Genomic DNA, 25,266 nt, shown 5'->3' with positions numbered 1-25,266 from the left:
GCTAAGCACCCACAGTTGTTGCCGTAGAGCACGTAGAAAAAATTTTTCTCTAATAGAAAACAGCTTAGATCATCAGTTATTTAGGTAATCTATGCATTGGTATGAAGAGACTTTCAGAAAAAAAAGCCCACCTAATGGTGAGCCTTTAAGTATCATTATGTCAATCTAAATTAACTCTCAGCAGCTAATGCTTCTGCACCACCTACTATCTCTAGAATCTCTTTAGTAATGGCTGCTTGTCTAGTTCTATTATAAACCAACTTCAACTCTTTCAGCATCTCTCCAGCATTGTCAGTTGCTTGATCCATAGCTGACATTCTAGCTCCATGCTCAGATGCATTTGACTCTAGAATTGCTTTGTAAAATTGAATTTTAAGTGACTTCGGGATTAATTCTTCTACTACGAACTCAATTGATGGCTCATAGATGTAATCGATATTCTTATCATCACTCTTTACCTCTTCTTTTGATTCTGGAATTGGTAAAAACTGCTCTGTTCTTAAGATCTGTGTTGCTACGTTCTTAAATTCATTATAAATGATCTCAACTACGTCAAAATCTCTATTCAAAAATCCTTCCATAGCAAACTCTGCAGTATCTCTTGCAGCATCGAAATTCAGGTCAGAGAATATTTCATAGTAATCGCTTATTACATTGTATCCTCGCTTACTAAAGTACTCGTAGGCTTTTTTACCAATTGGTAGAATATGGACACCATCGTGCTTATATTCATATGAATACTTTTCGTTGATCAACTTAACAGTTGCCTTAAAAGCATTATTATTAAATGCTCCACAAAGACCCCTATCAGAAGAAACCACAACTAACAAAACATTGTCAGGCTCTGGCCTAATTTCGCTGTATTGACTAGATGAATCACCATCAAGATTAGCCGACACATTTTGCAATATGCTTGTCAATTTCTGAGAGTATGGTCTCATCTGTGTAATCTTATCTTGAGCTCTTCTGAGCTTAGCAGCAGCTACCATTTTCATGGCGCTTGTAATCTGCCTAGTAGACGTTACAGATGAGATTCTCTCTTTAACTTCTTTTAAGTTAGCCATACTAGCTTATCTATTAATTTTCGAATGCAGTAGCAGTTTGCTTAGCCACCTCACCCAATTTATCAGTTAATTCAGCATCGAACTTGCCAGCACCAAGTTTATCTAAAAGTTCAGCATGTTGTGTTCTCAATACAGTGATATACTCTGTGTTAAAAGCTTTAACTTTTTCCACTGGAACTTTATCAATAAAACCTTTAGTAGAAGCGAAAATAGTAGCTACCTGCTCACCTACCGGAATTGGAGAGAATTGAGGTTGCTTTAATAGCTCTTGGTTCTTTTGACCTCTATCAATGGTCAGTTTAGTCGCCGCATCAAGATCAGACCCAAACTTAGCAAATGCCTCTAGTTCTCTAAACTGTGCTTGATCAAGCTTCAAAGTCCCTGATACTTTTTTCATTGACTTTACCTGAGCTGAACCTCCTACTCTTGATACAGAAATACCAACATTAATTGCAGGTCTAATACCAGAATTAAACAGATTCGTTTCTAAGAAAATCTGACCATCAGTAATAGAGATAACGTTCGTCGGAATATAGGCAGAAACATCACCAGCAGCAGTCTCAATAATAGGAAGTGCAGTCAATGATCCACCACCTTTTACTTTATCTTTCAAAGACTCTGGAAGATCATTCATTTCAGCAGCGATAGCATCAGAATCATTCACCTTTGCAGCTCTTTCCAATAATCTTGAGTGAAGATAAAACACGTCACCAGGATATGCCTCACGCCCTGGAGGTCTTCTAAGAAGTAACGACACCTCTCTATATGCAACCGCTTGTTTAGACAAATCATCATAGACTACCAATGCTGGGCGTCCAGTATCTCTAAAATACTCACCAATTGCAGCACCTGTAAACGGAGCAAAAAACTGCATTGGAGCAGGATCAGAAGCTGATGCAGAAACAACAACTGTATAAGGAAGAGCTCCTCCTTTTTCAAGTGCAGAAACAATACCTGCTACTGTAGAAGCTTTTTGACCGATAGCCACGTAAATACAAAATACTGGCTCTCCTTTGTCATAAAATTCTTTTTGGTTGATAATAGCATCGATTGCCACAGCTGTCTTACCAGTCTGTCTATCGCCGATGATCAACTCTCTCTGCCCTCTACCAATAGGAATCATTGAATCGACAGAAGTGATACCAGTTTGTAATGGCTCATTTACTGGCTGTCTGTAGATTACACCTGGAGCTTTTCTCTCCATAGGCATCTCGTAAAGATCTCCAGCAATTTCGCCTTTGCCGTCTATTGGGTTACCTAGTGTGTCAACAACTCTACCACACATACCGTCACCTACCTTGATAGATGCGATTTGTTTAGTTCTTTTTACAGTATCGCCTTCTTTAACTTCTGAAGAATCACCTAAAAGTACGGCTCCTACATTGTCCTCTTCAAGGTTCAACGCCATAGCTTTCAAACCATTTTCGAAAACAAGAAGCTCCCCAGATTGAGCTTCAGTCAATCCGTAAATACGAGCAACTCCGTCACCTACTTGTAGTACGGTTCCTACTTCTTCTAATTCTGCTTCTGTTCTGAAGTTTGAGAGCTGCTCTCTCAATATTGCTGATACTTCATCAGGTCTTACATCTGCCATTGTGGTATCTATTTTTGTTTTTTTGTTCTTTTTAAATTGCCTTAAGGCTTATTTCGTAGCAAAGCTTCTTTCTGCAAACTGTAGTTTCAACTCTCTCAATTTACCACTTACGCTATCATCTATTTGTTTATCACCGATTTTCAACAAGAAACCTCCAATAAGATCAGGGTTTATGGATTCTTTTAAATCCACTTTAGCATCATTAGTTAATTTTTTTAATAACGCTTCAATGTCTTTTCTATTAGACGTTGATAATGGAGATACTGTGGTGATAGAAGCAGAAACGATCCCATTCATGTCGTTATATTGCTGCTCAAATACTTGTGCTATATCGTATAAGTATTCTTCTCTTCTTTTTCTAGTTAATATTTTGAAGAATTCTAAAGTCAGATTATCGACTTTACCTTCAAATATTTTAGTTAGAATTGAAAGTTTTTGTTGACTGTTAACGATCGGATTCCTCAGGACCATTAGGAAATCCCTATTTGACTCACATGTTGATTTTAACAAACGAATGTCAGCCAAAACCTTGTCAACAGACTTCTGCTCTTGAGCTAGTTCAATTAAAGATTTAGCGTACCGAGAAGCTATTCTAAATTCAGACATTTACTTATTAATTTACTTTTATGTCTTTAATAAATTCTTCTACTAAATCTTCTTGAGCTTTTTTCTCTTCTAATTTCTTTCTTAGAACTTTCTCCGCTACATCAAGTGACAAATCAGCTACTAAACCTTTTACTTCATTCAAAGCAGAACTTTTCTCAGCTTGAATAACAGCTTTGGCATCTTCAATCATTTTTGCTGTAATCTTTGAAGTTTCATCCTTAGCATCTTCTTTGATTTTATTAGCAAGTTCTGCAGCTTCCTTTAGCATCTTATCACGTTCCAAACGAGCTTCCTGCATTAAATACTCGTTGTCATTCTTCAATTTTTCAATGTCTTTTTTCGCATTCTCAGCTGCGCTTAAAGAATCTTCAATGAATCCCTCTCTAGCTCTCAAAGCTTCCATGATAGGTTTCCATACGAATGCAGCCAACAATCCTAGAACGATCAAAAATGTAACTGTCTGCCAAAAAATAAGTCCTACACCTGGGGTAACTAAGTCCATAGTTATCTATTGTTAAATATTATAATTCAATGTAAAATGATCCCGAAAATTTTTCGGGATCAAAACCTTTTAGCCTAAAGAGATTAGTAGACAAACTACTACTCCAAATAGAGACACACCTTCGATCAAGGCAGCTGCAATAATCATTGCAGTTTGGATTTTACCTCCAGCTTCTGGTTGTCTTGCAATACCTTCCATTGCAGAACCACCAATTTTACCAATACCAAGTCCTGCGCCTATCGCAACAAGACCAGCACCGATACCAGCGCCGAAAACCGCTAGGCTTACGTCCATTAATAAACTAGCTAACATAGAATTATAGATTTAAATAATTAAAAGTTCAAAATTTAATGATGTGCTTCCTCCACTGCTGCACCGAAATACATAGCAGATAATAAAGTAAACACATACGCTTGTAGCAGTGCTACGAACAACTCTAGGAAGTTCATAAATATGGCGAACGCTACACTCACTCCTGCAATCGCGAAGCTCTCAAAAATAAATATCAGACTAAACAAACTCAGAATCACAATGTGTCCTGCAGTAATGTTTGCAAACAAACGCATCATCAAAGAGAAAGGCTTAGTCAAAATACCGACCAATTCGATCGGAATCAGAATAATCATTACAGGTAATGGAACACCCGGTGTAGCAAAAATGTGCTTCCAGTAGTATTTCTTAGTACTAAATAGAGTAACCAATAAAACTATAACTGCTAACACGAGAGTTACTGCGATATTACCTGTCAAATTCGCTCCTCCTGGGATCAAACCTAAAAGGTTATTAAACCAGATAAAGAAAAATATTGTTAATAAGAAAGGTAGAAATCTTCTGTAAGATTTCTCTCCAATATTTGGTAGAGCTATTTCATCTCTAATAAAAATGATAATTGGCTCAAAGAAAGACTGAATACCTCTAGGAGCCTTATTCGGATTCTTTTTATATCTATTAGCAATAGTGATGAATATTGATAAAAGAAGAAAAGCACTAAGAAATAGTGAGGCTACATTTTTAGTAATTGAAAAATCCAAAGGATGACCTCCATCCAAAGCAATTATATGACCATGTTCTAATTTAAAACCATCATAGGAGACTGAATTGTAATGTTCATCGAAAAACCTTGATGAAGAGAAAACCTTTAGCCCATTATCAGTGTATAATATCACTGGTAAATATAATGTACCATAATGACCATCGAAAAAGTGCCAAGTGTAATCATCCAAAACGTGATGTATAATTAGAGAACCTGGATTAAACTTCTCTCCCTCCTTGCTATCAGAAGCTGATGCTACAGAGCCAATTAAAAACAAAAAAACAAAAGCTAACGTTTTGATATTTAATGCCTTGAAAAACGAACTTTTAGACGTCATTTACCCTTATTTCAAATTTGAGCGCAAGTTAGATAATACCCCTTTGATTTCAAAAACTAAGTAGATCAAATAGAGTACTGCAAAATTGACTATAAACAACTTACTCTGATCTATTGCAACTATTGCCACAATTATCATTACCATAATAGCGATCAATAATCTAGCGGTAACACCTCCAAGTAAAATAAACACTTCCTCTACATCCAAAGTATCTTTGAACAATCGATTAAGTAAATCCATTAGTAAAAACTGCAACCAATAAAAACCTACCATATATGGTAAATAAGAATGTATCCAATCGAGTTGTAAATACTGCAATCCAATGGATATCGCCAAAACAACAACCGAGAAGATTGTCAAACTAATTGTAGATCTATTCATTATTCTGATTTGGGAAGATTACGAATGAGGTAAATCATAGAAGCTAATACTCCTAACAGAGCACACCCTGCTGTCATAAAGGGTTTATCAAAATGAAAATATTGATCCAGCTTGTATCCTCCTAACACTCCTAAAAGAATAAAGCCTAGCATCTCAAATGCAAGGCTTGTATATCTCAAATATTTATTTTGATGTGAATTAGTTGGCTTTTCTGAGTGGCTCATCTTTCTTGCCTTCGCCAATTCTAATTTCTTTCATAGAAACTCCCATTTTACAGCCTCCATTAAAAGTCGCTCCAGACTCGACCACCAATTTATTAGTAATAATGTCCCCACTGATTACTGCCGTAGCCTTTAAAATTAGAAGTTCCGCAACCTCAACTTTCCCAACTACATTACCGAAAATTTCAGCGTTTTGAGCGACAACATTTCCATCTAGTTGTGACGAATCTCCCAATACAGCTTTAGACTTAGTTTTGAGGTTTCCTATCATTTTACCTTCAATACGGATGTTTCCAAATGTTTCAACATCCCCTGTCAATACCGTTCCTTTACCAATAGTGTTGGTAGAATTGGTCATTTCTGTTTCGTTCATCTCTTGCTTATTCTTAAACATAACTAGTCATAATTCTTAAAAACGGATAAATTCTTCAGGATTAATTGGATTTCCATTGTACCACAATTCGAAATGAAGATGCGGGCCTGAAGTCAACTCACCAGTATTACCGATGATAGAAATCACTTCTCCAGCACTTACAAAATTACCAACGTTTTTCAACAAATCCGAATTATGCTTATACATGGACAATAGGTTCCCCGAATGCTGAATTGCCATCACATAGCCACTATCTTGTGTCCAAGAAGCAAAAATCACTGTTCCATCTGCCACGGCCTTTACAGGCTCATCCTGTTTAGCTACTATATCTACTGCTAAATGATCTTTCCCAAAACCATCAGAAACGATACCTTCTACGGGCTTGAATAAATAAAAGTCTTCCATTTCGTCTGAAATAGCCGAAGCATCGAGACTCAGGTCTACCCCAACCTCTTCAAACTGAACTCTGAACTGGGAATCTATGGGGTTAATCTCTTCCGATTGAACAATCTCTTTTACTTCTGAACTCTTTAAGTTCCCTTCGTTATCTACCTTGGTATATTTATCATCCTCACCAGACATGATTAGTTTAAAATTCTCAATAAAAGCATCCTTACGTTTCACCTCTTGAACTACAGAATCCAAAGTAGCAGATAAGTCTATCACCTGCTTGTTAGCTTTAAGTTCAGCATACCGAGGGTCAAACCATTGTTCTAAAAGCGTCGTTGACAAATAAAAGCTAAGCCCGAAAAGAGTCACGAATATCAGAAACAAGCCCAAAATAATTTTTGCATAAGTAAAGCTATAGGTATGCTTTTCTGCAAAATTTTCTTCGTTTCTAACAATTAACAGATACTTTGTCGTTAGACGATTAGATAGCGTTTTTTTATTTTCCAAAGAGTCCTGAAATTATTTGCAGCAAAAATATATATTAATGGATATTTAGTACGTCAATATTTTATTAATTGCAGGTCGATCTATTTTATATAAATTAAAACCGTTTTGTACAGGGAAATCATCTATTCATTGTTGGCAGCCCTACTCTTTTTAGCCTCATGTGCTCCAGAGAGAAATACTACCTTCAGCAAAACATATCACAATACCACTGCAAAATATAATTCTTGGTTTGTGGCCAATGAGGATATCAAAGCTATTGAAGCAGATTTATTAGCGAATTATGATTGGAACTATAATAAAGTACTTCCAATATTTCCTCAATTTGATACCGTAAAAGCAGCAAATTATCAAGAACAACTTGATCACTGTATTCAGAAAGCCTCTTTAGCTATTCAATATCACCGTGGTTCAAACTGGGAAGACAACGCCTACATTCTTGTTGGTAAAGCAAGATTCTACGGAACAGATTACGAAAATGCAATAGAAACATTCAAGTATGTGAATACTAAAGGGAAAGGTGAGGATGAAAAACATGAAGCATTGATTAATCTCATGCGCACTTATATTGAGTACGGAGAAATGAACAATGCGTTAGCGGTAGCCGATTATCTAATGAAAGTCGAAAAGATCAGTTCCAAGAATAAAAAAGACCTCTACCTTACTAGAAGCTATTTCTATCAAAAGCGCGAAGAATGGAATAGAGTAGCTGAAGACCTCAAGGTGGCAGAACCACTTATGACTAACCGAAAAGAAAGGGCAAGAATCAATTTCATTCTGGGTCAAATTCATCAAAACTTAGGCCATGAATCTGAGTCTTTTGAACGATACCGAATGGTTTTAAAGAACAATCCTGAATACGAGCTGTCCTTCTACACTAAACTAAACATGGGATCAGTAACTCAATTAACAGAATCCAATAGTTTAAAAAAAGTAAGAAAATATTTCAAAAAATTACTCAAAGACAGAAAAAACGAAGAGTACAAGGATAAAATATACTACGAGTATGCAAAGTTTGAAATCCGACAAGGTAATCTGGAAATAGGGATGGATCACTACAACTCTTCTGTGAAAAACAGTATTAGTAACGATAGACAAAAAGCATACTCATATTGGGCTTTAGGTAAAATATACTACGATAGCTTATCTCAATATCAGACTGCCAAGGCTTATTATGATAGTACAGTAAGTATAATGCCGCAGGACGAAGACAATTATGAAACCATAGTAGCACGACAGCAAGTTCTTGACAACTTTGTTACACATTGGACTATTATTCATGTTAATGACAGTTTGCTGAACCTTGTCAGCCTAGACAAGGATTCTTTAGAGTCTATTCTTGCCAATTACATTGCTAGAGAAGAAGAAGCTGAAAATGCTCGTAGAAAAGAAGAACGTCGCAAACGAAGGTTAGCTGCTGTTAACAATACTATTATTGAAAATAATCCATCGGCATCCTTTGGAGCCAACAACTTTGATGGAGATACTTGGTATTTCTATAGTTCGACGCTAGTATCTAGAGGTGTCAATGATTTCCAAAGTAATTGGGGTGATCGTACACTTGAAGACTATTGGAGGCTCAAGAGTAAAATTCCTGATGTCATAGAAGAAGAAACTATTAACGAAGAAGAAAAAGCAGAAGAAGAGCTGTCACAGGAAGAAATTAGCAAAGAAGAAGACCCTATAAACGAAGATTTCAAAATGGACTTCAGCGAAGTAATGGCTGGATTACCAACATCTGTAGAACAACAACAAGCTTTATTAGCCGAGATAGAAGAAGCTAAATATCAACTCGGTAACATCTATTATTTCGAACTTTTTGAAACAAAAAACTCTATAGATTCCTTTGAAGAGTTACTTTCCAGATTTCCAAAAACATTGTACCGAACTGAAGTCATGTACCAACTATTTCTTATCTATTCTAAAGAAAATAACATGGCCAAAGCTGACTATTATAAAAATAAAGTATTGAATGAAGACCCAACTAGTGTCTACGCCAAACTTATAAAAAACCCAAACTTCAGAGAAGATAGTGAGTTTGAAAGCTCACAATTACAATTAGTCTACAAACAGGCGTATAGTGCATATAAAAAAGGATTATATGATTCAGCCAACTTATACTTGGATAAAGCTCTAGCCAAATACCTTGACAACGACTATATCGACAATGCCATTGTACTAAAAGCCTTGATTTCAGGAAAAACTGAACAGCGATATATATATGAAGGTAAGCTTCGAAACTTTTTAGCTCAATATCCGGAGAGTGATTTAGCAGACTACGCGAACTCACTTGTAAAGGCTACTCAAGACTATCAACTTAATACTATCAATAGTAGTCACGCTAGGTATAATAAAAGTGAACAAGCTCCATTTTACTTTGTTCTTGTTTACAAAACCAAAACTAATATTGGAGATACTTTGGCAAGCTTATTGTCCGAGAAATATATTAATTCGAAGTTAGAAATAGGGTTAGCTTTATTAGACGATTCAAACACTGTAGCTTATGTAAAGGGGTTTGGTTCGAAAAAAGAAGCATTGACTTTCAATCAAACCTTTACGAAGGAAAAGATCACGGATCAAATAGGACTTAAGAACGAATACTCTAATTTCGTGATTTCAGAGAAAAACTTTGAATGGTTTTACTCAACTAAAGAATTGGATACGTATTTAGACTTCTATAGCAAAAACTACCCGCTACCATAGATTATGTATAAAAAACTCATCCTCGCTATTTGGGCTGTAGTCCTAATTATTTTCTTAGGAATCGGAGGCACTTTCTTAATGATTAAAATAGATGCCTTTGGCTTATTTGGCGGCCTTCCAAGTTTACGAAGTTTAGAAAGACCTGACCCTGATCTATCTTCTATACTATACAGCTCTGATGGAGAAGAACTCGGTAAATACTATAGACATAATCGAACTCAAGCCTCTTACAATGATTTATCACAAGAACTGATCACTACTCTTCTAGTCACAGAAGATATTCGATTCACTAAGCATTCTGGTATTGATCTAAGAAGTTTCATGAGAGCATTTGTCGGATATATTACTCTAAGAAGTAAAGCTGGAGGCAGTACGATTACCATGCAGCTTGCAGAAAACCTCTACCAAACCAACGACGAAAACACAGGCTCTCTTTACAGGTTCAGTAGTGTTGGGAAAATCATCACCAAACTGAAGGAATTTATAATTTCTATTCAACTTGAGTCTTCCTATACCAAAGAAGAAATTTTAGCTATGTACTTAAATACTATTGAATACGGATCAAATTCTTATGGTATAAATACTGCTGCTAAAACTTATTTCAATAAAAAGCCAAAAGATCTAAATTATAAAGAAGCAGCTGTCCTTGTTGGGTTAATTAACAAGCCTACTAAGTACAATCCCATACTTAACCCAGATCATGCAATGAATAAAAGAACCGAAGTTCTGTACAACCTTTTTAGGTTTGGTAAAATTAATCGTGAAGTATATGACTCTTTGAAAACATCTGACTTTGGCCTAAACTACAAAATAGATAATCACAATACAGGTCCGGCTACATATTTTAAAAATGTAATAGGTAACTATCTTAGATGGTGGGCGAAAGAAAACGGTCACGACCTTTATGCAGATGGTCTTAGAATATATACTACTATAGACTCCAAATTACAACAATATGCTGAAGATGCAGTAGCTGAAGAAATGAGTAAACTGCAACAAATATTCATTGATCATCTTGGAGGTGATGCACCTTGGATAGATAGAGATGGACACGAAATTTTAGACTTTGTTGATAATGCTATTAAACGTACAGAGAACTATAAATATTTAGCTAAAAAATACGGTGAGGAATCTGATTCCTTGAATTACTATCTTAACCTACCAAAGGATATGAAAGTCTTTTCATACAAAGGAGAAATAGATACTACTATGAGTCTTGTTGATTCATTAAAATATTATAAACATTTTCTTCAAACAGGGTTCATGGCGATGGACCCTTATACAGGTCACATCAAAGCTTGGGTAGGAGGTGTTAACCACAAATATTTCAAATTCGATCATGTCAAACAGAGTAAACGTCAACCTGGATCTACATTTAAACCATTCATCTATGCTACAGCTATAGATCAAGGGTATTCGCCCTGCTATCCAGTTGTAGATGCACCGGTAACATGGACTCTTGATGACCCTGAAAATCCAACTTGGACTCCAGAGAACGCAGGAGGTAAATTTACAGGTCAAACAATGACTATTCGTAAGGCAATGGCTAACTCTGTAAACTCTATAACAGCAAACATGATGCAAAAAGTTGGTCCACAGGCAGCAGTAGACATGGCTCATGCTTGCGGAATTGAAAGTGATCTTGCAGCAGTCCCTGCTCTATGCTTAGGAATCAGTGAAGTCTCTTTATTCGAATTAGTAGGTGCATATAGTACTTTTGTTAACTCTGGTACTTGGACTAAACCTTTTTACGTTACCCGTATAGAAGACAAAAATGGTGTTGTCTTAGAAGATTTCATCCCCAAGCGTCGCGAAGCCATCAGTGAAAAAACTGCTTACCTTATGATTCACATGCTTAAAGGAGCGACAGAAGAAGTTGGTGGCTCTGCGAATTCTGTAGATTACAGATTAAAAGAAAACAACGAACTTGGTGGTAAAACAGGAACTACTCAGAGTGCATCAGATGGATGGTTCATGGGAGTTACACATGACCTCGTAGCGGGAGCGTGGGTAGGAGGTGATGATAGAAGTATACACTTTAAAAACTGGTACATGGGCCAAGGAGCTAGAACTGCTCGTCCAATATGGCAAAACTTTATGCTCAAAGTATACAACGATCCTCGAACAGGAATTACCAAAGGAGAATTCAAGAAACCATCGGTAGCTCTAGACGTAGAATTAGACTGCAACTTGTATATAGGAGGTTCTACAGAAGCTGATTCAGTAAATGCGGATGTAGACCAAATGCTTGATGACTTGGAAAATATTCAATTCTAATTGAAAGAAAGCTCGGAAATAAAACAAAAGATCCTTAGACTCCCAAACGAACCTGGGATCTACAAATACTTCAATAAAGACAAGGAACTAATTTATGTCGGTAAAGCTAAAGATCTTAAAAAACGTGTAAGTAGTTACTTTACTAAAAGCACAGGAATAAGTCTTAAAACCAGAAAGTTAGTCTCAGAAATATCAGACTTAGAATACATTGTTGTTAATACTGAGTTTGATGCATTGCTTCTTGAAAACAACCTGATAAAAGAAAATCAACCTAAGTACAATATTCTTCTTAAAGACGATAAAAGCTACCCTTTCATTTGTATCTCTAGTGAACGATTTCCTAGAGTATTTTCTACTCGAAGACATGAACGTAATGAAGGCGAATATTATGGCCCTTATAGCAGTGTAAAAGCCTTAAATAATCTTCTTGAGCTTATCAATAAATTATACACCATCCGTACTTGTAACTATAATTTATCTGAACACAATATCAATCAAGGTAAATTCAAAATCTGTTTAGAGTACCATGTCAAAAACTGTTTAGGGCCCTGTGAAGGATTTCAATCCGAGCAGGATTATATGTTGGACATACAACAAACCAGATCAATATTAAAAGGTAACCTCAAAGAGGTTGAAAGTCACCTTACTACACGAATGACTGTGGCAGCTAGTTCTTTGGAATTTGAAAAGGCTCAAGAGTTAAAAGAAAAAATTGATCTACTTCAAAACTTTCAGAGCAAATCAATCATTTTCAATAAAAAAATTCAAGACACAGATATAATTACAATTACTCAACACGAAAGTACTTTTTATATCAATTATACCAAGCTTGAAAATGGTATGATAAATATTAGTGAATCAATCAAGCTAAAAAACAAGCTCGATGAATCAACAGCTGAAATTCTTTCTTTAACCTATACAGAACTGCGTCAACGATATGAAAGTACTGCCAACCTTGTACTTTCCAATTTAGAGTTTGATACTTGGAATGACAAAGTCATACTTGAGATTCCAAAGATTGGTGATAAGAAAAAGCTCGTAGAGCTATCGTACAAAAATGTTCTACAATTCAAAAAGGAGGATATTAATAAAAGGTATAATCACATTACTCCTCAACAACGAGTTGTACAACAACTCAAGGACGACCTCAAACTTAAAGCTTTGCCAAATCATATAGAGTGTTTCGACAACTCAAACATACAAGGAACCAACCCAGTAGCATCAATGGTTTGCTTTAAAAACGGAAAGCCTTCTAAAAAAGATTATCGACACTTTAAAATCAAAACAGTTATTGGCCCAGACGATTTCTCCTCTATGAATGAAATTGTCACTAGGCGGTATAAAAGGCTTATTGAAGAAGATCAACCACTTCCTAATCTTATAATCATAGACGGTGGTAAAGGTCAGTTGAGTGCTGCTTGCGATGCTCTTAAAAAAGTAGGCGTATATGAGAAGATTCCAATTGTAGGTATAGCGAAAAAGCTAGAAGAAATTTACTATCCTGAAGATAGCATCCCTGTACATATTAGTAAAAAATCAGAGTCTCTTCGTTTAATTCAACATTTACGAGATGAGGCTCATCGATTTGCAATTACTTTTCATCGTTCACTTCGTAGTAAGGGGCAAACCAAATCAGAGCTTGACGAAATTCAAGGTATTGGACCGAAAACTAAAACTGATTTACTAAAGCACTTCAAATCATTCAAAAAAATCAAAGAGGCCAGTTTGGAAGATTTGAAAATGGCAATACCAAAATCAAAAGCCGAAATTGTATTCTCATACATTCAAAAAAAAAGGGAGCTTAATTAGCTCCCTCTATAAATCTTTAATAAAATATCTTTTAGAACTCCCAAAGTTCGTTCTCAAAGTCAATCATATCGTATTCCAACTTCTTAGATGCAATCAATCCATCCTTTCTTGATTTGTCAAAAATATCCACAATTCTATCGTCACCTGGATTAGAATACTTAGTTAGCATCGAGCTAAATAATCTCAAATTAAATGCATCAGCCATATTCTTATGTGCCGCAGAATTTTGAACATTATACCAGATTGCCTCATCAGGCATACTTCTGAATAGCGTTACCAAATCCTTATATTTAAACGACGCTAATGGCTTTTCAAACATTGCAGGATTCTTATCAGCAGGAAGTAAAATTGTAACTGCTAAAATATCGAAATACATTCTTGATCTCATTCTATCAAAAAATACTTCCTCCTTCAACTCTAAAATAGAAAAATCTCTACTAGCGAACTCATTGCTTACAGTTACTTCTTCAGCAGATTCTCCTCCACCTCCGAAAGAATCATCCCCTCCGAAGAAATCATCTTCTTCCTCAGCACCGAATCCCATGGCAAGCTCTTCTTCAGTTAATCCTCCTCCATCTTCTTCTAGTTTCAGATTCTCCAAGAAAGTCTCTTTAGACATTCTTGTGTTTACAGAGTCATTGGTATAAGGAAACAACAACCCTGACTTAACCGCGTTAATAATAATCGTTGAAATCTCACCGTTTCTTGAAAAGAATGGAGCATTTTGCTTCTCATTCAGATCAATTCTTCTCCACACTTCTCTTTTAAACATCTTGTACGACTCATGTACAGGATAAACTGAATCAGGGTTATATCCCTGAGCCTTTTCCTGAGCAAAAGCAGCAACAGACAAGATGGTCAAAAGGCTTAATACATAACAAAATTTCTTCATAACCTCTCCTGTTTATTAATTGATTCTAATATTCAAAATCTTAGGACTAAAGTTTGGAAAATCTTCAATCTTACCTTGGAAATTCTTCCTCTTTACCTTTTTGATTTCGATAACTATGGCATCACCAGATCTTGCCTGTGAAGCCAATCTTGATAAGTTAACATTTGGACTGGTAGTTTTCATCGGAACAACCGCTCTTCCAGATCTTACCAATGTTATTTCCGCACCAGCTACTTGAAACTTAGCATCCTTAGGTAAAAACTGCGCGAATGATTCATCAGCCACAGCCTGAAGTTTAATAGATCTAGGACAAGATTTTACACCTCTCTTCATATCTACTTCTCGACCTCCGCTGTATACTTTGATTTCCGGTTTTGGTATTCTTTTTACTTTAAAATCTTGAGAACCAATCAAATTCCCATTACTCGAAACACTTAATGTTACTTTTGCAGATTTAGGAACAATTGTTACTTGTCCCTTATCAGCTCCTTTCACACTTGTTCCTCCTTTTACATTAAAAGAAGGGTTATAAGAAGTTCCTAAAGCAGGGACATTTACATTCAGTTCATTACCACAATTCAAATACAGTGCTTGAACAGATGCTGACTGAATTTGAATAACAGGTTTAGTAACGAAATACTCGATCGTGTCAGTAAAAGTAGTATCCTTTTTTCCTGGTTGTTTCAAAGTAATTTCTCCTATGAAAGTCTTACGAGCATTGCCTTCTTTGTCATAGCTACCAGGAGTCGCAGTAAAACTAACCTTACCAAACCCTCCTTCCACAGGAATGTCTTTGCCATTAACTTTCATAGTTGGCTGTACGGATGATGACGCAGCTGTTATGAAAAGATCAGCCTCATATTTGGTTCCAGCAGCCACATATTTTGAAATTGGCTTAACCATAGGAATGATTTTATCAAACTTCAAATCCGCTGCACCAACTTCAGCAGCCAAATTTTCTAGAGCTTTTGTCTCCTCTAAAAGAATATCTGCTTGAAATTGAGAAAGAGTTGCCAAAGCACCTACCATTGGTGTATTATGACCAAAGTTTAACTCCGCAAAACCTTTTCTCATCTGATCTTCATCATTCTTATATGCCTCTATATCCTTAGCATCTCGTGCGATATCCCTAAGCTCTTCCTTGGTCATTCCTGTTTTGTCTCTTAAAAACTGAACATAACCATTAAGCTCTTCTTTTAAAACATCTCCTTTTCCTTCATGAACAAAAATTGAAGAAGCTGCATCAATATCTTTTTTACCAAGAACGACACCAGTACCTTCGTCTCTACCACCTGTAATCTCAATCAGTTCTTCTTTGTACTCTTCCAATTTAGCTAGAATTTTCTGAGTCTCTGATCTTACTTCTTGAGCCTTGGTTAAAACACTAAGGTCCTGTTTTCTATTTCCTGATTCTTCAACAGCTTTTTGAATAGCAGCTACCTTATTGCCATTCTCAGTGCCATTTTCGCCGTTTGTAGTCTCAAATGCATCATTGATAGATATAAATTTATCAAGGACACTTGTACTTACGTTCAAAGCCAAAAGCGCTGTCAGTACGAGATACATCATACCGATCATCTTCTGCCTTGGTGATTCTTTACCTCCTGCCATAGGAATTAATTTTAGTTAAGTGAATAAAACTTAAGATTTAGCTCCACCTCTCATAGCCGCTAGCATATTACCATAAATGCTATTCAGGTCAGTGATATTGGTGTTTAGCTTAGTCATTCCAGATCTGAAGTTTTCAGTATCCTTAGCTGCTTCAGCCATTCCTTCCATAGCCGAGGTAACATTGGCATAGAACTTATTCATAGCCTTAACATGGCTATTAGCATCTTTTAATTCCATCTCATAAACTGCATTCAAAGCACCTAAATTTTTAGTTACACTTTGAACTTGAGCATGATATGCAGATGCATCCTTAGTCGCGCTGGCCATTGAAGTCATAGCCTGTGCTGTAGTGGCGTACGACTTATTCATATCAGTTAATGACTTAGAAGCAGCATGTACATTTTTAGCATAATCATTAGTAGCCACTGCCGCATCACTTAAATTAGACATTTTCTTAGCAGACTCAGCCAAATTAGTCATTCCTTTTCCTAAACTCTGAATTAATTCTGGCCCAACCTTAGCATCTGCCAACATTTTATCTAATTGTGCAGATGTTCCTGAAGCTGCAGGTGCAGCTACAGCTCTTCCTCCTTTAGGTCCTTCATAGTCATCAGATAATTCAGGATAAACTTTAGCCCAGTCAAGCTCAGCATGTTGAGGTTCAAAAGCACTCAAAAGGAAAATTACTGCCTCTGTAGTTAATCCAACCCCAAGCATTAAACCCGCACCTGGTAAATGAAGAATTTTAAATAAAGCTCCTACAATTACTACTGCCGCTCCAATACCATATACTTTAGGCATTATTGTTTTAAACAATAATTCCTGGAAACTACCTTTTTTTGCACTCATTTTATTAAAGATTTTAGGTTATTAATACTTATTAATAATGTTTTAAGTTCAGTTTAAAATTCTGATCCACCTGATCGACCTAGGTGAGTCATAGCACATCTGAATCCGATAGATGCTCTAGAAGAATCTTTGTATTCGAAAGTTCTTGTACCAGTTTCTAAGTAGTAGGCAATATCTTTCCAAGAACCTCCTCTTACTACTTTCTTAGGCTCCGATTCATCGTAATAGGTAGGATTCAAATCCCAAACTAAAGGCATTGATGAAGGGTTAAATGCATCTTCACACCACTCTGCTACGTTACCAGACATTTCATATAGACCATAATCATTTGCAAAGAAAGTGGCAACAGGATTAGTGTACGCAAAACCATCATCAAAATAGTTTCCTCTTCCTGGTTTGAAATTTGCCAAAAGACATCCTTTTGTATTTCTGATATAAGGGCCTCCCCATGGATATTTATTCATATCTCTACCTCCACGGGCTGCATATTCCCACTCTGCTTCATTTGGAAGTCTGAAGTTTGGCATATCAAATAAACCTCTGTCCCTTCTATAGTTATTCATATGATTGGTTCTCCATTCACAGAAATATTTAGCGGCTTCCCAATCCACACCAACAACAGGATAATTGTCAAATGCAGGGTGCTGCCAATAATATACAACAAGAGGATCTCCCATATGATGTGTAAAATCTCTAGTCCAAACTGTAGAATCTGGAATCAAATCTTCTATAACAAATCCTTCTGGAAGCTCAACTTCAGCTCCTTCAGTAATATCCTCTATAAACTGTCTATACTCATTATTGGTAATTTCTGTATCGTCCATGTAGAACGGACCTATCGTCACCTGCTTATTAAAGTTGATTTGAGTTGCAGCTACGTCCTCATCGGCTTGTCCCATGTGGAAAGTTCCAGGAGGGATGGCTACCATACCGAATGGTCTAACCATTTCGAAACCTTCTCGTCCCATTGCACCGACTAGATCACCATTGTCATCATAGCCACTTCCTCCTCCAAAAATGTTTAAAAGACTACAGCTTTGTAAGCTTATCATTAAAGAAAAGGCAAGAAGAGACGAAAAAATTTTGTTTACACGAAATTTTATCATAACACTTTTTTTAAATATTCACACTTTATCATAACAGCACTGCTCAAATAAATATTGCGCAGTTTAAGCCATAAATATAGCACATCCATTTTGGGAAGTGCAGAATGAGCCCATAAAATTATACTAATATCTAAAAATAAAAAATATGCCCTTAATATGAATTGTAAACAGGATTAATACCTAAACCGAGGTGTTCTTATTACTTTTCTATCACCTCCAGACAACGTAGGCAAGTTGTATCTAATGTATAACTCGTGCGAAGTATAAGACTTTGCATCCTGCTCAAAAAGCACATAATCCATTGAATAACCAAGCTTTAGAGATTTATCATCAAAGAATGAATATCCAAGAAGAATAACAGCTGCCTCCTGATGTCTATATGATAAACCTCCCCAAAATTTATCTCTATAATTAATCGTACCAGCAATATTTGCTGAATAAACCAAAAGATCTGATAGAAGCAAAGTAGATAAGTCTAATCTCCATTTATAGGATATTTGGTATTTATATTCTGCTGTTAAACTGTATAAATGGCTGCTCGATCGCAGTTCTCCTGCAAAAGAAGAGGTAACGAATTCATAAGAAGGCTGAAGTAGATGAAATACACCTAAGCCAAGAATAATATTCTCTCTTGAATATGAGACTCCTGCATCTAAATCTACACCAAAGTCTGATACATCTGCACCAAACTCTTCTGATGAATTGACAAAATTGTTTTCTCCGAATTTTTGCCGATAAGAATTAAATGATGGCCTTAAACCTATACTTAACCTTGACTGACCTAATGAAAAATGTTGAGCAAAAGGTAACTGTACCTGAACGCTACTTGATGGCCCTAACTGATCATAGATAAAGTTCAATCCAGTTACAGATTGTTCATCTAATAAATTAACAGGGAGGGTAAAGTTGAAAAACTGTGTCGATATAGTCTCAGAAATAGATGACTCTGTAGCACTATATCCAGTCCATTGGTTTCTACTAAATATAGAGATAGACGCTTTATCATCTACACCTAATAAAGCTGGACACCAATAAGACTCAATAAACATATACTGGCTAAAGATAGGATCCTGCTGTGCTTGTATCTCAGTAGTAATCCCAATCATTAAAATACCTAATAATATTCTGTTCATCTGTTTGACCAACCGTTTAAAAATAGTTAGCCAAAAATAGACTAATTGATTAAACTCCGTTAGCCTCTTTTATGTATAATTCAAGAGCACCTGTCATAGAAGGCGCGTTTGGTAATGGTGCTTGTATATCCAAAATGAGTCCTGCATCCTTTACTGCCTTAGCAGTTGTAGGACCAAAAGCCGCAATTCTCGTGTTATTTTGTTTAAAATCCGGAAAGTTTACTAACAAAGAGTTGATTCCTGAAGGACTGAAAAACGCAATTACATCATAATTAACATCAGCAAGATCCGAAAGATCACTAGCCACCGTCTCATAAATTATCGCCTCAGAATATTCGTAACCATTATTTTTCAAAAAGTCTGGAATATCATTTTTTCTGATGTTAGAACATGGGAAAATATATTTCTCATTTTTATGCTTCTTCAATACTTCTATTAAATCAGCAGCCGTTCTTGATCCTGTAAAAATCTTTCTCTTTCTAATAACAATATACTTCTGCAGATAGTTTGAAGTCTGTTCAGAGATACAGAAGTACTTCATGTCAGCTGGAATTTCAACCTTATTTTCTTTAGCTAATCTAAAGAAATGATCAACTGCATTTCTACTTGTAAATATGACAGCTGAATGACTCAATATATCAACCTTCTGCTTTCTAAATTCTTTAGCATCAACAGGGTCTATCTGGATAAAAGGACGAAAGTCTATTTTGATATTATACTTCTCTGCTAAATTGAAGTATGGCGATTTATCTCCTGCGGGCTTTGGTTGAGAAACCAAAACACTTGATACTTTTTTTAACCTTGATTTGTCTGAAGTCATTAATTCTTCACCCATTCCTACCGATCTTTTGAAATTAACTTACAAGTAGTTTTAATAAAACTAACTGAGGTATCAATTCTGTGCCGCAAAGGTAGATAAATAAATGAAGTTTTCGAAAATCGACTTCCTTATTTAAGATTAAGAAACTATAAAACACTCTTACAAAAACGAATAAAAGTAAAGCTTTAAATAGTAACTGAGGATATATTTCCGAATATGTAAAGTTCGAACTAGCATCAAAAATTACCAATACCAACACGGCAATAGAAAGGAAGAAACTAAGTCTGAAATAAATGAAAAACTGAAATTCCGAGTATCGAGAAATATGAAAAATACCTGAAAAAATCCTAATCAAAGGAAACTTTAACAGCATAAAAACAAATGCTATCAAGGCATGGATAAAACCAAAAGTATAAGTCGAACTTGTTATAGAATCAAATAAACCAAATCCCATAACATCTACTTCATTCAGTGACACTATTGACATAATACCTCCTACAACAATAGAATATAAAAGAACAAGTCCTAGATTAGATAATGAATAAACAGACGTTGAAAGAAGTGATTCAAGCCTAGGTTTTATGCTAATCAGATTTCCAAATGAAAATAGCTCTTTAAAGGATTTTCTTTGCAAAGATCTAGCACTTGCAATTGACATCATAACAAAAATTAATACTGTCATATAAACATCAGAGTACCCTGTGAATTCTGGCCTAGTCTTTATTTCTAAATACTGATCAACACCCTGTTGGCTTACCACTTTTGATCTCAGGATATAAGTATTGAGTTCCGAAAGCCTAAAGTCTTCTCCCAAAACATCTATTTGTACAAACTGATGATTACCAAATTGGGAAACACCAAATAACGAGATAGAGTCTTCAATTATTAATTGATTATTAATGAACATTGAAGTACTCTCGGGAGACTCTAAGAATAAATAGTCACTTTTATTAGTCTCTTCTAAAGAAAAATTTAATTTAATATGAGATGCTTTCTTCTCATTAGTAAATAATTTAAACGACCCGTCATTATAAACAAACCAGTCATTTCGTAAGTCTTTAATAATTCGATATTTCGATGGCTGAGCTTCTAAATTAGAAACCATCAATAGAATACAGGTAAGTAGGAATAACACCCTTAACATCTATCTTTTCTTGAAGTTTTTTTGTAATAACTCCAGAATAAAACTCAAAACTAACCCAAAGGCTCCAAGCCCCAATAACAGTATCGAGTTTCCAAGGTCAGAAAACAAAATCATCACTACACTGACCATAATATTTAATAGTGCTAACACAACTACTACCATAAAATGCGAAAGTCCTATATCATTCAAATAATGATGTATGTGATTTCTATCCGGCATGAATGGAGAAACACCATTAAATACTCTAATCATAAACACTCTTAGAGTATCAAAAAGAGGAATAAATAAAATACCAATAGACAATGCGGGTGTAGAATTAATGGATTTCATTTCAATAAAATGGATTGCCATTACAGAAATGATAAAGCCACTTACCAATGCACCTGTATCACCCATAAAAACCTTAGCATTTAAAAGATTATATCTCAGAAAACCAACCATTCCGCCTGCTAGAGAAAATGCTGTAAAGGCATAATTCATTTCATTATAGTAAAAGAAATAGCCTCCAAAAAACATGCACATGATAATTACTATCGTTCCTGCTAGACCATTAATCCCGTCAATTAAATTCACCGCATTGGTAATACAAAGAATAACTAAGAAACTAAAAGCATAACTTATTCCTGTTTCTAGTTCGTATATTCCTAGAAGGCCATGAAAACTAGTAATCCGAACATCTGCGTAAAAAAGAACAATACCAGCAGCTAAAACCTGAACGAAAAACTTCTTAAATACAGACACCCCATTGATATCATCTTTAACTCCGACGAAAAACATTATAAGGCATCCTGCTAGCATTTGTTGAACACCCCCTATCATCTGCCCAAAAATAGCAACACCTGTAACGAAACCTGCGAATACAGCTACACCGCCCAGTTGAGGGGTCATCGTCTTATGAGCTTTTCTATAATCTGGTTCGTCTAAAATTCTCTTACTATGAGCTACACTTATGATAGTAGGAATGGAAAACATCGAAATCAGCATCGACCAAAAAAAAATGAGCATTGACTCAATCATATTTATTCTATCTGGATCAGTTTCAAAAATAATGGAAATATTAAGTTGACATCAAAACAATGCACTGTATCCAAAGTGGATTTTGAAAGTATCTATGGAAAATCGTTCATTGCTTCGTCTACCCATTCCGTATAGAATCCGAAAATCACCTCCTTCTGTAGAAATTTGAAGACCTCCTCCAAGTCCACTTGGGTTATCATTAAAGCTTTTGCTAATTAAGTCATATGCTAAAAAAGCCTGATCATAAAACAGCAGAAAATAAGATTGATCATCTATGTAGTACCTCCATTCTACAGAAGCTATCCCGTAATGAGAAGCATAAAAATCATCTTCATCAAAGCCGCGAATAGACTTTAATCCTCCCAATCTAAATAGATCATTCAAATAGAGATAATCATTAATTAAAATTCCACCAATTCCTGAAAAGGCTATAATACTGCGATTTGTTAACCCTAGAAAATGACTGTAATTGGCTGTAAATCGATACTGAGTCGATTTAGGAACTCGAAACTGTGAATCATCTACTTTTTTAAAACCAACTTGAGAATTAAGCTCGAATTGAAATCCCTTTCTAGGGAAAAAAAGGTCATCTGTATTATTGATACGATAACCAATTCCATAATAGTCTATATCAAAATTACCTACAGAATCTGAATCATTTTCTAATGACGTCCCAAGTATATTTTCATAATTAAACTTTAGAAGAGCAGTTGGATTGACTCTATATTCAAACCCTACACTAAAAGATCGATTTGAAAAAATAGAATCTTGTTTTCGCTGATTTAAACTGAAATGCAAATCAATAAGTGAGCCTAAAAAAACTGGGTGAACGTATGATAAATCGAGCTTTTGACTCTCTGGTCTAATCTGCTCCCAATGAAAATCTAATTTTTTACCTGACTTAAATAGATTTCGAAGTTTTAGATTGACTTCCCCAGTAAACTCAACCCCAGTCCGTTCAGTTCTTGGAACCATCCCTAATACTCCGTCAAAATAATTTGCTTTTCGTTTTTCAATTTCCAGAATGACACTTGCCTTCTTCAACTGATAAGAAACATCTACAGACCTAAGAGCAAGAAAATGTAATTGCTTTAACTGAGTCGGGATATTATTGATAACTTCAGCGTTAAAAGGATCATCCGACTTAAATTGTAAGTAAGAGCTTAGAAATTTAGTACTTACTATATTATCCGGAACTACTTGTAATTGATCATTTTTCAAGAACAAACTTGGCTTCAATACACACCTTATCAAAATTGAATCACTATTTATTCGAGTGTCAGATACTTTTATAGAAACAAAAGGAAAGCCCTTGTTTTCGTATTTTTTTAAAACTTCCTCAAAGAATGAATCGAATTGAGCAGAAATTTGAAATGATTTATTCCTTTTAGAGTCTGACTTCAGAATGAGGCTATCTCCTTCATAAAGCTCTAATTCGACTTTTGAAAACTTCCTCCCTTCGCTGACAAACATTGTAACTGTATCACTAATCGTTTTTATCGAATCTACTGAAGCTGTCCAAAAACCTAGGTTTTGAAGATGTTGAATTAATTCCTCTTTTTGATAATCTACTTTTGAGGAATCAATTGATTTCGGGATTGAAGTTATAGTTGTATTTAAACCTTCTACTTTAAAAAACATTTTCTGTGCAGATACCAAAGAAGGGTAGAATACGATAACTATTAAGATATAAAAAACAAGTCTGAACAATACTCGATAGTTTAGCAGTCGAAACAAAGATGGAGCATTGTCAGGAATTTATATTCATATACCATTTTGCAAACAAGCATGTCACTACTGTGATTTCCACTTTTCCACTAGTCTTAAACTCAAGGATGAACTTATTGATTGTCTAATTCGTGAAATTGACCTTCAAAAATATTATCTCCCCTCAAATATTTTAGAAACCATCTATTTTGGAGGAGGAACACCATCTATTTTAAAAGCGGAAGATTTGAACCGAATCCTTGACCATGTCTATGACACTTTTGAGATAATCCCTAACCCTGAAATAACTTGTGAATCTAATCCTGATGATTTATCCGAACAAAAACTCAAAGAGTTGACAAAAATAGGTTTCAATAGACTTAGTATTGGTTTACAATCCTTTGATGATGAAATATTGAAATCATTCAACAGGGCACATGACTCTTCGATGGGATTACAATGTATCGAAAGATCCAAAGCACATGGAATCAGCAATTTGAGCATAGACTTAATCTTTGGAGCGCCTAACCAAACAAATGAACAACTTCAAAAAGACTTAATGATCATCGAAAAGCTAGATATTCCACATGTATCTATCTATGGAATGACCATTGAAGACAATACAGTTTTTGGAAAAAGGTATCAAAAAGGCCAATTAATACCATTAGACGACGAAATAGCTGCCCAACAATTCGAGATTATAATGAAAGAACTTCAAAGAATGGGTTATACTCAATATGAAATCTCAAATTTTGCAAGACAAGGCTATAAATCGAAGCATAATTCATCATATTGGAAAAGTACTTCTTATTTAGGAATAGGCCCTTCAGCACATTCTTTTGACGGGACTAGTCGTCAATTCAATGTTTCTAACAATGCACATTATATCAGATCACTACGACAAGATCGCATTCCATTTGAAAAAGAAGAATTGTCACATGAAGATCAAATAAACGAAAGAATCTTAATCCAGCTAAGAACGATAAACGGGCTCGATATCAGAAGCCTAATTGATGAATTTCAGTATGATATTTTACAAGTTAAAAGAACTGAATTAGCGACGTTGGAAAATCAAAAATTCATCATTATTGACAATCAAAATTTAAAATTGACCGACAATGGTAAATTATTGGCTGATAGTGTCATTGAAAAACTCATAATCTAAGTATCTTAGATAGTGTGACACCCTTTAT

Annotated in this window: 23 protein-coding genes; 4 read left to right on the top strand and 19 right to left on the bottom strand. The window is 35.4% G+C overall.

Annotation, left to right across the window (positions count from 1 at the left end):
* Positions 1-170: 170 nt before the first annotated feature.
* The 10 genes from atpG to DKG80_RS19255 form a co-directional block, all read right to left on the bottom strand.
* A complete protein-coding gene (atpG, locus tag DKG80_RS19300) occupies positions 171-1,064 on the bottom strand; it encodes an ATP synthase F1 subunit gamma (protein ID WP_109833019.1) in 894 nt (297 codons plus the stop codon).
* 13 nt (positions 1,065-1,077) lie between these two features.
* Positions 1,078-2,658 (bottom strand): F0F1 ATP synthase subunit alpha, encoded by a 1,581-nt coding sequence (gene atpA / locus DKG80_RS19295; protein WP_109833018.1) that lies wholly within the window; start codon positions 2,656-2,658, stop codon positions 1,078-1,080.
* A gap of 48 nt (positions 2,659-2,706) precedes the next feature.
* On the bottom strand, positions 2,707-3,264 hold the full coding sequence (gene atpH, locus DKG80_RS19290; RefSeq protein ID WP_109833017.1) for an ATP synthase F1 subunit delta: 558 nt from the start codon (positions 3,262-3,264) through the stop codon (positions 2,707-2,709).
* A gap of 7 nt (positions 3,265-3,271) precedes the next feature.
* Positions 3,272-3,766, bottom strand: coding sequence for a F0F1 ATP synthase subunit B (atpF, locus tag DKG80_RS19285; RefSeq protein WP_109833016.1), 495 nt, complete (start codon positions 3,764-3,766; stop codon positions 3,272-3,274).
* A 69-nt stretch (positions 3,767-3,835) separates the two neighbouring features.
* On the bottom strand, positions 3,836-4,078 hold the full coding sequence (atpE, locus tag DKG80_RS19280) for an ATP synthase F0 subunit C (protein WP_109833015.1): 243 nt from the start codon (positions 4,076-4,078) through the stop codon (positions 3,836-3,838).
* A gap of 35 nt (positions 4,079-4,113) precedes the next feature.
* Positions 4,114-5,136: a F0F1 ATP synthase subunit A gene (gene atpB / locus DKG80_RS19275; protein ID WP_109833014.1), complete on the bottom strand. Its 1,023-nt coding sequence runs from the start codon at positions 5,134-5,136 to the stop codon at positions 4,114-4,116.
* Between the two features lie 6 nt (positions 5,137-5,142).
* Complete coding sequence (locus tag DKG80_RS19270; RefSeq protein WP_109833013.1) at positions 5,143-5,517, bottom strand: hypothetical protein; 375 nt, start codon at positions 5,515-5,517, stop codon at positions 5,143-5,145.
* Positions 5,517-5,696 (bottom strand): AtpZ/AtpI family protein, encoded by a 180-nt coding sequence (locus tag DKG80_RS19265; protein WP_162555998.1) that lies wholly within the window; start codon positions 5,694-5,696, stop codon positions 5,517-5,519. Before DKG80_RS19265 ends, DKG80_RS19270 begins: the two co-directional genes overlap by 1 nt.
* Before the next feature lie 19 nt (positions 5,697-5,715).
* The gene (locus tag DKG80_RS19260; protein ID WP_109833011.1) at positions 5,716-6,132 is read right to left on the bottom strand and encodes a bactofilin family protein; all 417 of its coding nucleotides are present in this window, start codon (positions 6,130-6,132) and stop codon (positions 5,716-5,718) included.
* Positions 6,133-6,147: 15 nt separating this feature from the next.
* Entirely contained in the window at positions 6,148-7,008 is an 861-nt protein-coding gene (locus DKG80_RS19255) for a M23 family metallopeptidase (RefSeq protein WP_109833010.1), read from the bottom strand.
* A 105-nt stretch (positions 7,009-7,113) separates the two neighbouring features.
* Here DKG80_RS19255 and porW point away from each other — a divergent pair, with 105 nt between their 5' ends.
* The 3 genes from porW to uvrC are packed head-to-tail and all read left to right on the top strand — an operon-like array spanning position 7,114 to position 13,794.
* Positions 7,114-9,708 (top strand): type IX secretion system periplasmic lipoprotein PorW/SprE, encoded by a 2,595-nt coding sequence (porW, locus tag DKG80_RS19250; RefSeq protein ID WP_162555997.1) that lies wholly within the window; start codon positions 7,114-7,116, stop codon positions 9,706-9,708.
* Positions 9,709-9,711: 3 nt separating this feature from the next.
* Positions 9,712-11,985: a transglycosylase domain-containing protein gene (locus DKG80_RS19245; protein WP_109833008.1), complete on the top strand. Its 2,274-nt coding sequence runs from the start codon at positions 9,712-9,714 to the stop codon at positions 11,983-11,985.
* Positions 11,986-13,794: an excinuclease ABC subunit UvrC gene (uvrC, locus tag DKG80_RS19240; protein ID WP_109833007.1), complete on the top strand. Its 1,809-nt coding sequence runs from the start codon at positions 11,986-11,988 to the stop codon at positions 13,792-13,794.
* A gap of 31 nt (positions 13,795-13,825) precedes the next feature.
* Here uvrC and porN read toward each other — a convergent pair whose 3' ends face one another.
* The 9 genes from porN to DKG80_RS19195 form a co-directional block, all read right to left on the bottom strand.
* Positions 13,826-14,686, bottom strand: coding sequence for a type IX secretion system ring subunit PorN/GldN (gene porN / locus DKG80_RS19235; RefSeq protein WP_109833006.1), 861 nt, complete (start codon positions 14,684-14,686; stop codon positions 13,826-13,828).
* A 15-nt stretch (positions 14,687-14,701) separates the two neighbouring features.
* Complete coding sequence (porM, locus tag DKG80_RS19230) at positions 14,702-16,297, bottom strand: type IX secretion system motor protein PorM/GldM (protein WP_109833005.1); 1,596 nt, start codon at positions 16,295-16,297, stop codon at positions 14,702-14,704.
* Between the two features lie 30 nt (positions 16,298-16,327).
* Complete coding sequence (gene porL / locus DKG80_RS19225; protein WP_109833004.1) at positions 16,328-17,146, bottom strand: type IX secretion system motor protein PorL/GldL; 819 nt, start codon at positions 17,144-17,146, stop codon at positions 16,328-16,330.
* 53 nt (positions 17,147-17,199) lie between these two features.
* Positions 17,200-18,198, bottom strand: coding sequence for a T9SS ring complex lipoprotein PorK/GldK (porK, locus tag DKG80_RS19220; RefSeq protein WP_245907044.1), 999 nt, complete (start codon positions 18,196-18,198; stop codon positions 17,200-17,202).
* Between the two features lie 227 nt (positions 18,199-18,425).
* Positions 18,426-19,385 carry a PorP/SprF family type IX secretion system membrane protein gene (locus DKG80_RS19215; protein ID WP_109833002.1) on the bottom strand — a complete coding sequence of 320 codons (960 nt, stop codon included), beginning with the start codon at positions 19,383-19,385 and terminating at the stop codon, positions 18,426-18,428.
* Positions 19,386-19,434: 49 nt separating this feature from the next.
* Positions 19,435-20,220: a uroporphyrinogen-III synthase gene (locus DKG80_RS19210; RefSeq protein WP_109833001.1), complete on the bottom strand. Its 786-nt coding sequence runs from the start codon at positions 20,218-20,220 to the stop codon at positions 19,435-19,437.
* A 19-nt stretch (positions 20,221-20,239) separates the two neighbouring features.
* The gene (locus DKG80_RS19205) at positions 20,240-21,349 is read right to left on the bottom strand and encodes a DUF4271 domain-containing protein (RefSeq protein WP_109833000.1); all 1,110 of its coding nucleotides are present in this window, start codon (positions 21,347-21,349) and stop codon (positions 20,240-20,242) included.
* On the bottom strand, positions 21,350-22,354 hold the full coding sequence (locus DKG80_RS19200) for a glycosyltransferase family 4 protein (RefSeq protein WP_245907043.1): 1,005 nt from the start codon (positions 22,352-22,354) through the stop codon (positions 21,350-21,352).
* 63 nt (positions 22,355-22,417) lie between these two features.
* Complete coding sequence (locus DKG80_RS19195; RefSeq protein WP_162555995.1) at positions 22,418-24,076, bottom strand: BamA/TamA family outer membrane protein; 1,659 nt, start codon at positions 24,074-24,076, stop codon at positions 22,418-22,420.
* A gap of 37 nt (positions 24,077-24,113) precedes the next feature.
* Between DKG80_RS19195 and hemW the strand changes: the two genes are divergently transcribed.
* Positions 24,114-25,238, top strand: coding sequence for a radical SAM family heme chaperone HemW (gene hemW / locus DKG80_RS19190; RefSeq protein ID WP_109832998.1), 1,125 nt, complete (start codon positions 24,114-24,116; stop codon positions 25,236-25,238).
* Positions 25,239-25,266 lie beyond the last annotated feature (28 nt).

Origin of the sequence: Reichenbachiella versicolor, assembly GCF_003171675.1 — a bacterium.
Classification (GTDB): Bacteria; Bacteroidota; Bacteroidia; order Cytophagales; family Cyclobacteriaceae; genus Reichenbachiella; species Reichenbachiella versicolor.
This window is presented reverse-complemented; position numbering and strand designations above follow the sequence as displayed.